The following is a 10,649-nucleotide window of genomic DNA, read 5'->3' as shown; positions in this document are numbered from 1 at the left end:
CTCGACAACGGCGCGACCGCGAGTGGCGCGACCGGTCCACGAACCTGACAAGCACTACTGGTTGCTCGCTCTCGCATGACCGGCTGACAGCAGAATGGCGGCGACGAAGAACCGCCAGGTCATGACCTGCCCGACGGATAGCTGTCCGATAAAGTTCTGCGAGGTTGACGCCGCCCAGGTCACGTAGGGAGACGCTGCGGTGCATGTCGGCACATGACGCGGAACGCGGGCCATGGCGATCGAAGCCGCAGCCAGGAGCCGCGGGCAGGGTCAACCGGCGTAGGGGTACGGGGCAGCCACGAGAGTCCCGCCGGCCAGGGGAGGAACTGTGTCATCCATCGATGAGGTCATCACCGCACTCCAATCAGCCGTCGACGAGCTCGACGACGCCACCAACGCGGCCGGCGCCGCGCTGAATGCCGCCAACGAAGGCCTCGGCCATGCCGTAGCCGCAGGGGGCGGAGCCACGGTGGCCGGCTACAACGTCGTCAAAGACACCATCGACAAACTCACCCAGCAGATCGCTGCCGCCAACGACGTCGCCACCGAGGCGATCGGCCACGCGCAAGCCATCGCCGACGGCACTTGAAGGGCTGGTAACTCGGCCGGGTCGGGCGCGAACCGGGCGCGGGGATCTCCGACGCCGTCTGGACCGAGGCCCTCGCCTTCAGGCCGCGACGACCAGCAGGGCCAGCCCACTCGGCCGCGGCGGCAACGGCTGAGTGCCGAAAACATCGGCCTGGGTGGCGGGCTGGGCGCGGCGGGTTGGGGGGTCGTCGGGGCGGCTATGGAGATGCCCCGGCCGGCTAACATCACTGGCGCCGTCGTCATCCTGGGCGTCACCGCTTGGCAAGCCGTAAAGACCAAACTCGAAGCGCGACGGCGCGAGCGCAACGACGGAGAAGGGCAACCGCATGAGGATTGACGGCCGGATCGAACCGCTGGTTCGGGAGGCATTCGGCGCCGCGGTGGCCCGCGATGCGGACCGGTTCCGTGCCGCGCTCACTGCCATAGGGTCGGCGGACGACAGCGTCGCGAGCGAATCTGTACATCTGGCCCTGGTCATAGATACCTACGCTCTCCTTGATATCCACCAGGGCGCCAAGCCTGACGGCGCGCAGCTCCGTGAGCTCGGCAGGGAATTCTGCGAGATGGAGAAGTGGGCCGTGCCGGACCCCGCGGCGGTGACACCGTTCCTGGAGGCCCTGGCGAATCGGTCTCCGGTCGAGGACGTGCTTCCACCGGAGCAGATCTCGGTTCTGGTCTTCCTTGTGGGGGCGTGGCTCCTGGCGTCCTTCCTGAAGAACAACCAGAACTGGACCGACTATCTCGACAGCATCCTGGACGGCCTCGAGGCCTACGACGGCAAGTAGTCCGCGACCACCGGTCTCGCTCCACCTTGCAGATCGTCCGCTTCGTGACGAGCGAGGTACCGGGCAGCGTGAGGGTGGGTCCAGATCAGATCGAAGCGGCGCTCGAGCCCACGCGCGACCGTGGCGCGGCCCGAGCCTGAACGGTGGCATCCGGCGAGCTTGCGCCAGGCGCGAAGCTGCCGGCATCGTCCTCGACGAGACACGAAGGCGATGGCCTCCGTGCGCCGACCTCCGCATCGGCGACTCGGACGCGCAGCACTCGGCCCTTTACGTACGATGCCCGCGTTTCCGCAGGTCAATCGGTGGGCCGCCGGGGACTCGAACCCCGAACCTATGGATTAAAAGTCCACAGCTCTGCCATTGAGCTAGCAGCCCGCGGCTGTCAGGGTACCGGGCGGTGGGGGTCGGCTCGTAGTGGGTTTGACATTGGAACTCGCCGCGCGCTCACGAGCGGGCCAGTTCGGCCACGACGTCGGCCTTCGGGTTGACCAGCCACTGGCCCGCCACGTGCACCGTCGGGACGGTTTCGTTGCCGTTGGCCACGGCTCGGACCGTTGCCGCGGCCGCCGGGTCCTTCCAGATGTCGACCTCGGTGAACTCGATTTTCCGTTTGCGTAGGCCGCGCCGGAGCATGAAGCAGAACGGACAGCCCGGCCGGGCGTACACGACCACCTCCATGGAACGACCGTAGCTCTCAGGTGGCCCAGGTCAGGTGACCGGTAGGGGTCACCGCGGCGCGGCAGGTGAGCACCGGGACCTCGGGGTGGCAGGCGTTGTGCCGCAGGCGCCCGGCCGCGTGGAAGGTGAGCGCGGGCACGCCGTGCACCAGGGCGTCGGCGACGTCTCCCAGCATCTCGGCCACCGACGGCCAGGAGATGACGTCGACGAAGCTGCCGACGTCGTCCCACTCACCCACGCAGCCGTGCAAGGGGCCGCCGCGCAGGTCGACGAACAGGTACCGGCCGTGGCCGTCGCCGGCGATCGGCACGAACGCGCTCTGGAAGCCGCGGCTGGGTTCGCCGGCTTCGCCGTCCACAATGGACTCGCCGCGGCGCAGGTGCTGGTCGAGCCGCTCGCGCCGGACCTCCAGCGCGGCGGCCACCGACAGGGGCGTGTGTTCGAGCGGGATCAGCCGCTCGGCGCCGCTGGCGTCGCCGGCCAGCGACCACCACTCGGCCAGGTCGGGCGTCAGCGGCCGGTCGAGCGCCCGCTCCACCGCTGCGCGGTCGAGCGCGCGGTCCGCCGTGGCGTGGCCGCGTGTCGTGGACCGGAGACCGGTGGCCGTCGCCGGAGCGGCGTCGCCCAGCCAGGTCACGATCCGCGTCCACGACTCCTCCACCGTCGCCACGTCCCGATTGTCCACTTTGCTACCTGAGTCCGGCGGAAAATCAACGAATCAGTCTCGGACCTTCGGCCGAAACGCACCTCTATGGAACGCTGTCCGCCATGGTTCTCGAGGTCGCTCTGATCGACGTCACCCCCGGGCAGGAGGAGGACTTCGCTTCCGCCTACAAGACAGCCCGGCATCTGGTGACCGGTACGCCCGGCTGCCGTTCGGTCCGCATGACGCGCGGCATCGAGTCACCCAGCCGGTTCGTCCTGCTGGTCGAGTGGGACTCGGTGGAGGCGCACGAGGTGAACTTCCGCGGGTCGCCGAGCTTTCCCGAGTGGCGCCGGTTGATCGGCCCGTACTTCGCAGGTGCCCCGCACGTCGAGCACTACGCCGACATCTAGCCATGCTGACGCTCACGGGGGCGACGTTGGCTTACGGGCAGGCCGATCCGGTGCTGTCCGAGGTGACCCTGACGGTCGAGCCGGGCCGGCTGCTCGCCGTCACCGGTCCGTCGGGCGCGGGCAAGACCACGCTGCTGTCCGCTCTCGCCGGTCTCCTCGCGCCGCGCAGCGGAACGGTGACCATCGACGGCGCCGCGCTGCACGACCGCGACCGGGCCGTCGCACACGGCATCGTGCTGATCCCGCAGGACAACGGCCTGGCGCCGATCCTCACCGCGCAGGAGAACCTGCAGGTGGTGCTGATCGCGCGCGGCCATACGCCGGCGGAGGCCCGCCGCGACACGGCGATCGCGCTCGACAAGCTGGGGCTGTCGGGCCAGGCCGACCAGCTCGTGGAGGAGTTGTCCGGCGGCCAGCAGCAACGCACCGCGATCGCCCGGGGCCTGGCGCTGGGCGGCAACGTGCTGCTCGCCGACGAGGTCACCAGCGAGCTCGACGCCGGCAACCGGCAACGCGTCATCGAGCTACTGCAGGGCGAGGCGAAGCGGGGAGCGGCCGTGGTGCTGGCCACGCACGACCCCGAGGCCGCGGCGGCGTGCGACGCCGAGGTCCACCTCAGCGACGGCCGAGCCACCTTCAAGGGGCGGTAGCGGATGTTCCGCATCGTCCTGGCCGCCCTCCGACGTCATCCCGCGCAGGTGGCCGCGGTTGCCGTGCTGGCCGCGCTCGCCGCCGGGATGGCCGCGGCCGTGCCCACCTACCTGGTCGGCGCCGCCGAGGTCGGCACGTCGGCGGCCGTCGACTCGGCACCGCCGAGCCTGCGCCAGGTCACCGTGTCGAAGGAGATTCCCGCGGCCGACATCGGGCGGGAGGTCCGTGCCGCCGAGGCCGCGGTCGGCGGTTCGCTGGACCGGCCGGGGCTGCGCGTGGTGGTGAGCGCGTACACGACCGGCAGGTTGGGCACCGGTCCGGACGCCAGCGTCGACCGCGACATCGCGGTCCGCGAAGGGGTGTGCGAGCGGCTGCGGATCACCGGGTCCTGCCCCCGGGGCGACCGGGAGGTCATGATCTCCCACCGGATGGCCGCCGGCCTCGGCGTCGACGTCGGTTCCCAGGCCACCTACTCGCCCAACCGGGGCACCCCGATCCGGGTCACGGTCGTCGGCCGCTACCAGGGCGGCGACCCCGACGACCCGTTCTGGGCGGGTGGCGGGCTCATCCGCGGCGAGCCGGTCTTCGCCACCGCCGGCACGATCACGCTGCTCAAGTCGACCGACGCGCGCGTCCACGCCGAGGCGCGGGCCACCCCGGAGCTGTTCTCCGGTATCGAAGCGTTGGTCGACGCCCGTGCCGTGGGTTCGCGCCTGAACCGGCTCGCCCGCGACGGCTACGACATCGACACCAGGCTCGACGCGCTCGCCGACCGGGTCACGATCAACCGCCGGGTGATCGCCGCCGGCGTTCCGGTCGCCGGGTTCACCCTGCTGCTCCTGTGCTGGTTCGCGCTCGGTCTCGCGGTCCGGCACGCCGGTGCCGCGTGGCGGCCCGACGTCGGCCTGCTCAAGCTGCGCGGGGTGCCGCGCGGCCGCGTCACCGCGCTGGCCGTCGGGCGGTCGGCGGTGCCGATCGTGGCCGGCGCCGTGGTCGGTGTGGTGGCGGCGGTCGCGCTGCGGGGTCAGGTCAAAAGCGCTCTGGGACGCGCGGAGGCGCAGCCGGAACTGGTCGTGTCCGACCGGTACGTGCTGCTCGGCGGCCTCGGTGCCGCTCTCCTGACCGTGTTCGGCTCGCTCGCGATCGCGTTCGTCGCCGAGCGGCGCATGCTGCGCGAACCCGTCGTCGACCTGCTGCGCCGGGTGCCGGCCCGGCAGGGCGGGTGGCGGGCCGGTGTCGCGGAGATCCTGGTCGCCACGCTGGCGCTCGCGGCCGTCTACCAGGTGCGTTCCGCGCCCGACGACGATCCGGCCGCCGCCGGTCTCACGCTGTTCGTGCCGGTGCTGGTCGCGCTGGCCGTCGCCCTGACCGGTACGCGCCTGCTGGTGCCGACCGCGGCCGTGGCGGCCCGGCGGGCGTTCGGCGCCGGCCGGCTGTCGACCGGTCTCGCGCTGCTCGACCTGGCCCGGCGGCCGGGTGCGCGGCGGCTGGCGGCGCTGCTGGTCACGGCGTCGGCGCTGCTGGTCACCGCGACCCTCGGATGGGCGACGGGCGCCTCCACCCGGGCCGACCGGGCCGCGCTCGACCTCGGCGCCCACCGGGTGCTGACGGTCGGCGCGGAGAGCGCCGCGCACCTGCTCACGGCGGTGCGTGCCGCCGACCCGGGCGGCCGGCACGCGATGGCGGTGGTGGTCGGCAGCACCGGCTCCTCGGCCGACGCGTGGCCGGTGGTCGCGGTCGACTCGACCCGCCTGGTGGCGGTCGCCGGGTGGCCCACGGGCGGCGGCGCCGGCCAGGGCGTCGAGCCGGGTGACCTGGCGGCGTGGCTGCGGCCGGCCGCCGGCGCGCCGGTCGTCGCGGCGGGCGGTGCGCTCGAGCTCGACGTCACGGCCCCGTTGGCCGACCCGCCGGTGCGGATCACGGTCGCGGCGTTGCTGGTCGGCCCGCGGGGCAACCGGGTCACCGCGCTCCTCGAGACGCCGGGGCCGGGGCGGCACACCGTCCGCGCCGACACACCGGGCTGCGCCGGCCACGGCTGCCGGCTGGTCGGGTTGGAGCTGATCGGCGGCTCCGAGGGCACCGACCCCGTGGTGCTGCACCGGCTCGGCCAGCTCGATCCGCCCGCGCCGCTCATCGACGGGAAGGGCTTCGCCGACCTCGCCCGCTGGCGCCAGCCGCTCATCTCCCGCAAGCCGTTCCTCCTGGCCAGCAACGCCGGTGACGGTCTCGCGCTGCGGATGGACCGCGTCGTGCAGCAGGGCGAGTCGGTTCCCGGCGAGTCCTCCACCCAGGTCCGGCCGGGCGTCCCCGACCCGCTGCGACTGGAGGTGGTCGACGCGCCGCTGCCGCTGCCCGTGGTGATCAACGACGCGCGGGGCGAGGTGCGGCGGGCCGGCGGACAGCCCGGCGAACTGCTCGGCGCCGGTGGGATCCCGCTGCGGCGGATCGCCACGCCGGCCGTGCTGCCCCGCATCGGCACCCGGGGACTCGTCGTCGACCTCGAGTACGCCGACCGGCTGCTCGTCGGTGTCGACGGCGTCCGCGAGGTGTGGCTCGCCGACGGCGCCCCCGCCGGTCTCGTCGAGCGGCTGCGCGCCGAGGGACTGGAGATCCTCCGGACCGACACCCTGGCGGACGCCACCGACCGGTACGCGGCCCAGGGTGGAATCGCGGTGCTGCGCCTGCACCTCGTCGTCGCGCTGGCCGGATTGCTGCTGGCCGCCGCGTCGGTGGTGCTCGTCGCCGCCATCGACCGCCCGGTCCGCACGGCCGAACTGGCCGCGCTCCGCGTGCAGGGGGTGCCGGCCCGCGCGGTGGTCCGGTCGGTGACCGGTGGCTACGCGCTCGTCACGGGCGTGGCGACGGCGCTCGGGGTGCTGGCGGCCCTCGTCGCGCACCGGCTCGCCGGCGACCGGCCCATCTTCGACGACGGCTGGGAACTGCTGACGCCGACCGGCCCGGGCTGGCCGGCCATCGCGCTGCTCGCCGTGGCCCTCGGCGGCGTCCTCGGCGGCGCCGTGGTTCTCGCCGCCCGCGGAGGTGACCGGTGACCTCGCTGATCCTGGCGCTGCTGGCGGCCCGGCGCGCGCAGACGCTGATCGTCATGCTGCTCGCGGTGCTCGCGACGGCCGGCGCGGTGGCCGGCCCGGCCTACCGGGTTACGGCGGAGCGGGCCGTGGTCGACGCCGAGGTGAGCACGTCGACTCCGCTGGAACGCAGCGTGCAGATCAATTCCGGGGTCACCCGCTGGACCCCTCAGGAGTTCACCTCCCGGATCGAGTCGCAGGTCGCGCTCGCCGGGTTCACCACGGTCTACGCGGCGGAGTACAACGTCGCGGCCAGGTTCGGCACCCGGGTCGCGATTCCGCGCTTCTCCTACCGCGACGATGTGTGCGCCCACGTGGTGGTCCGGGCGGGCCGCTGCCCGTCGGGTGCCCGGGAGGTGATCCTGGGCCGGCAGACCGCCGAAGGGCTGGGTGTCGACGTCGGCGCCGAGGTGCCGTTCGCGTCCGCGACGTACATCGTCGGCGACGGCTGGCAGGCCGGTAAGACCTGGACCAGCCTGACGCTGGTCGGCATCTACGACCCGGTCGACCCGAGCGAGCCGTACTGGGCCGGCCGCACGTACTTCGGCGGCACCGAACGCGCGGCGCCCGAGCCGGCGTTCGTCGCCGAGCCCACCCTCGAACTCGTCGAGCACGCGGTCGTCAGCTACACGGCCGACCTGGTCGCCGGTCCCGACACGTTCACGCCCGCGCGGATCGCGACCCTACAGACCGACCTCGACCAGCTCCGGCAGCGCATGACCGCGACGCGCGCGACCGTCATCACCGACGTGCCGGCGCTGGTCACCCGGATCGACAGCAGCATCGCCCTGGTGGGCCGGGTGGTGCCGATCGCGGCGGTACCGCTGATCCTGCTCTGCTGGTTCATCGTCTACCTGACCGTCGCGTACTCCACCGAGCAGCGGCGGGCCGAGTTCGGCCTGTTCGCGCTGCGCGGCCTGCCGCTCGGTCAGCGGTGGGCGCTGGCGTTCGGACCCACAGTGGTGCCCGTTCTGGTCGGCGCGCCGATCGGGTACGTGCTCGGCCACGTCGCGGTCTCGGCGTTCGGCGCGGCGACGTTGCCGGTGAGCGCGCCGGTTCCGGTCGGCACCGGGTACCTCGGGTACGCCGCGCTGGCCGTCGCCGGTGCGCTGCTCGCCGGCGCGTGGGCGCAGCGGCAGCTGTTCCGCTCGTCGGTAGGGCCGCTGGTCCGGCGGGTGCCGCCCCGGGTGCGCACGGTCGGCTCGTTGACCGCCGTGGTGGTGACGGTCGTCCTCGCGGCGGTCGCGGTGGCCCAGCTGCGTGCGTCCGGTGGGGAGCTGGCCGGCGTGGCGCTGCTCGGTCCGGCGCTCGTGGCGCTCGCCGTGGCGCTGGCGGTGGCGCACCTGCTGGTGCCGGTCAGCCGTCGCGCCGGTCGGCGGGCGCTGCGCCGGGGACGGCTCGGTGCGGCCCTCGCCGCGCTGCGGATGGCGCGCCGGCCGGGCACGCAGCGGCTGCTCGCGTTCGTCACGGTCGCGGTGGCGCTGCTCGGGTTCGCGGTCATCGCCGCCAGCGTCGGCGCCGACCGGCGGACCGACCGGGCCGGCACCGAACTCGGCGCACCCCGGGTGGTGCCGGTGGCGCCGATGACCGCCGCGGCGCTGCTCGCGGCCACCCGGCGGGCCGACCCCGACGGCCGGTTCGCGATGGCCGTCGTCATGACCGAACAGCCCGACGGCATGCCGGCCGACCCGGTCGTGGCTGTCGACAGCGGACGGTTGGCGGCGGTGACGGCGTGGCCCGACGGCGCGTCGATCGGGGCGGCCGAGGCGGCGCGTCGGCTGCGGCCCGCCACCGCCGAGCCGGTGGTCGTCACCGGGACGGCCCTGCGCGTCGACGTCACCGTGACGACCCTGACCAAGCAGCCCACCGTGCCGCTCCGCGCGACGCTGACCACCGGCGACGGCCGGCCCGAGAAGCTCGTCGAGCTGGGCGAGCTCCGGCCCGGCCGCGCGACGTACACCGCGGACATCGGAGGCTGCGAGGCCGGCTGCCGCCTGGCGTCGGTGGAGGTCCGCCAACCCGGCCAGGTCGACTTCGACGTCCGGCTCGTGGTGCACGGGATCGGGCAGGCCGGCCCCGATCGCGAGCTGGTGACCGCCGAGCAGCTCGCCGCCTGGCTGCCGACGAAGCAGACCCGCCCGGTCGACAAGCTCTCGGTCTCGCGGGTGGCCGACGGGTTGGCCGTCGAGGTCACCGCCGGCACCCTCGGCACGCTCGACGGCCGCGTCCGGCCACCCGACGCGGTGTACCCGGTGCCGGCGCTGGCCGCCGGGCGATCCCGTCCCGACCTCACCGGCCTCAGCGGCCTCGACCGGCGCGCCGAACCCGCGGCCCTGGTCGGACGCTCGCCGCGGCTGCCGCGGGTCGGCGCCCTGGGTTCGCTCGTCGACCTCGAGTTCATCGACCGCGTGGCCCGCAACGTCGCGGTGGCGACCGACGCCGAGGTCTGGCTCGGCCCGCGTGCGCCGGCCGACGCGCTCGACCGGCTCCGCGCCGCCGGCCTGGTGCTGGGCACCGAGCGCAGCCTGGCCAGGACGCAGGAGGCGCTGAGCCAGCAGGGTCCCGCGGTGGCGCTGCGGTTCCACGTCGCCACCGGCGGGCTGGCGCTGCTGCTCGCGGTCGGCGCGGTTCTGCTGGTTGCCGCGATCGACCGCGCCGACCGGTCCGATGAACTGCGTGCCCTGCGCGCACAGGGCCTGCGCCGACGCGACGCCGCGGTGTACGCGCGGCGCGGCTATCTGTGGGTCGTCGCGGTCGCGGTCGTCGCCGGAACCTTCGCGGCGGTGCTGGCGTGGGTGACGATCGGGCCGTTCGTGCCGCAGTTCGCCGACCGCGCCCCGGACGGCGCGTTGTACTGGCCGTCTCCGGCCGCGTTGCTGGTGGTGGCGGTGGTCAGCGCGGTCGCGCTGGCGGGGGCCGCGGTCGTGTCGGCCGGGGGACGATCGATCAGGGGGTTCCGATGAACGGGTTGGCCGTGGCGTGCCGCCGGGTGGTGCACATCTACCGCGCCGAGGCGGGCGACGTGGTGGCGCTCGCCGGCGTCGACCTGTCGATCGGTCCGGGCGAGATGCTGGCGCTGGTCGGCCCGTCCGGCTCGGGGAAGTCGACGCTCGTCGCGCTGCTGTCGGGGCTGATGCGCGCCTCCGCGGGACGGGTCAACGTCGGCACCTACGACCTGGGCAAGCTCACCGAGGCCGAGCTGGCCCGGCTGCGCGGCACCCTGATCGGCGTGGTGCTCCAGGGCGCCGCCCGCAACCTGTTGCCGTACACCACGCTGCACCGCAACATCTGGCTGGCGCAGCGGCGGGCCGCCCGCACGGCCGGCATCGAACTCGACCACCCCGACCGCATCCTCGACCTGGTCGGCCTGCCCGGGCAGGGCCGGGCCCGGATCGACGACCTGGCTCCGGGCGCCCGTCAGCGGGCCGCGCTCGCCGTGGGCATCGCCTGCGGTCCCGGGCTGCTGTTGGTCGACGAGCCGACGAGCCAGCTCGACACGACCGGGCGAGACGAGGTGCTCACCGCGCTCGAAACCGTCAACGAGGAGCGCGGCACGACGATCGTGGTGGTCACGCACGACGCCGCGGTCGGCGCCCGCCTGGGCCGGGCGGTCACCATCCGAGACGGTCGCGTCGGCGCCGAAGGCCGCGACGGCCAGGACTTCGCGGTGGTGGCGGGCGACGGAACGGTGCAGCTACCGCCCGACGTGCTGGGCGCGTTCCCGCCAGGCACCCTGTTCACCGTCGAACGCGAAGACGGCTCGGTGACCTTCGTGGTGGGCGGCACCCAAGCCCGCGAGTGAGCC

Annotated in this window: 9 protein-coding genes and 1 tRNA gene; 7 read left to right on the top strand and 3 right to left on the bottom strand. The window is 74.0% G+C overall.

Going from position 1 to position 10,649, the window contains the following annotated elements; translation table 11 throughout:
• The first annotated feature begins 328 nt into the window (after positions 1–328).
• Both Voc01_RS04530 and Voc01_RS04525 read left to right on the top strand, forming a co-directional pair.
• A complete protein-coding gene (locus tag Voc01_RS04530; protein WP_203925978.1) occupies positions 329–589 on the top strand; it encodes a hypothetical protein in 261 nt (86 codons plus the stop codon).
• Positions 590–914: 325 nt separating this feature from the next.
• Complete coding sequence (locus tag Voc01_RS04525) at positions 915–1,373, top strand: hypothetical protein (RefSeq protein WP_203925977.1); 459 nt, start codon at positions 915–917, stop codon at positions 1,371–1,373.
• A gap of 303 nt (positions 1,374–1,676) precedes the next feature.
• Here the strand turns inward: Voc01_RS04525 and Voc01_RS04520 are convergent.
• The 3 genes from Voc01_RS04520 to Voc01_RS04510 form a co-directional block, all read right to left on the bottom strand.
• Positions 1,677–1,748, bottom strand: a tRNA-Lys gene (locus tag Voc01_RS04520).
• Between the two features lie 69 nt (positions 1,749–1,817).
• Complete coding sequence (locus tag Voc01_RS04515) at positions 1,818–2,051, bottom strand: glutaredoxin domain-containing protein (protein WP_203925976.1); 234 nt, start codon at positions 2,049–2,051, stop codon at positions 1,818–1,820.
• 16 nt (positions 2,052–2,067) lie between these two features.
• Positions 2,068–2,721, bottom strand: coding sequence for an SMI1/KNR4 family protein (locus Voc01_RS04510; RefSeq protein ID WP_203925975.1), 654 nt, complete (start codon positions 2,719–2,721; stop codon positions 2,068–2,070).
• A gap of 98 nt (positions 2,722–2,819) precedes the next feature.
• Here Voc01_RS04510 and Voc01_RS04505 point away from each other — a divergent pair, with 98 nt between their 5' ends.
• From Voc01_RS04505 to Voc01_RS04485, 5 genes are read left to right on the top strand one after another with little or no spacing between them, the layout of a single operon-like run.
• On the top strand, positions 2,820–3,107 hold the full coding sequence (locus Voc01_RS04505; RefSeq protein WP_203925974.1) for an antibiotic biosynthesis monooxygenase family protein: 288 nt from the start codon (positions 2,820–2,822) through the stop codon (positions 3,105–3,107).
• A gap of 2 nt (positions 3,108–3,109) precedes the next feature.
• Entirely contained in the window at positions 3,110–3,757 is a 648-nt protein-coding gene (locus tag Voc01_RS04500) for an ABC transporter ATP-binding protein (RefSeq protein ID WP_203925973.1), read from the top strand.
• Between the two features lie 3 nt (positions 3,758–3,760).
• On the top strand, positions 3,761–6,808 hold the full coding sequence (locus Voc01_RS04495) for an FtsX-like permease family protein (protein WP_203925972.1): 3,048 nt from the start codon (positions 3,761–3,763) through the stop codon (positions 6,806–6,808).
• On the top strand, positions 6,805–9,807 hold the full coding sequence (locus Voc01_RS04490; protein WP_203925971.1) for an FtsX-like permease family protein: 3,003 nt from the start codon (positions 6,805–6,807) through the stop codon (positions 9,805–9,807). The genes Voc01_RS04495 and Voc01_RS04490 overlap by 4 nt, the downstream gene beginning before the upstream one ends.
• Positions 9,804–10,646 (top strand): ABC transporter ATP-binding protein, encoded by an 843-nt coding sequence (locus Voc01_RS04485; RefSeq protein WP_203925970.1) that lies wholly within the window; start codon positions 9,804–9,806, stop codon positions 10,644–10,646. The genes Voc01_RS04490 and Voc01_RS04485 overlap by 4 nt, the downstream gene beginning before the upstream one ends.
• Positions 10,647–10,649: the final 3 nt, after the last annotated feature.

It is taken from the genome of Virgisporangium ochraceum, assembly GCF_016863655.1.
Lineage (GTDB): Bacteria > Actinomycetota > Actinomycetes > Mycobacteriales > Micromonosporaceae > Virgisporangium > Virgisporangium ochraceum.
The sequence above is the reverse complement of the archived record's forward strand: the minus strand, read 5'-3'. Positions and strand labels throughout refer to the sequence as shown.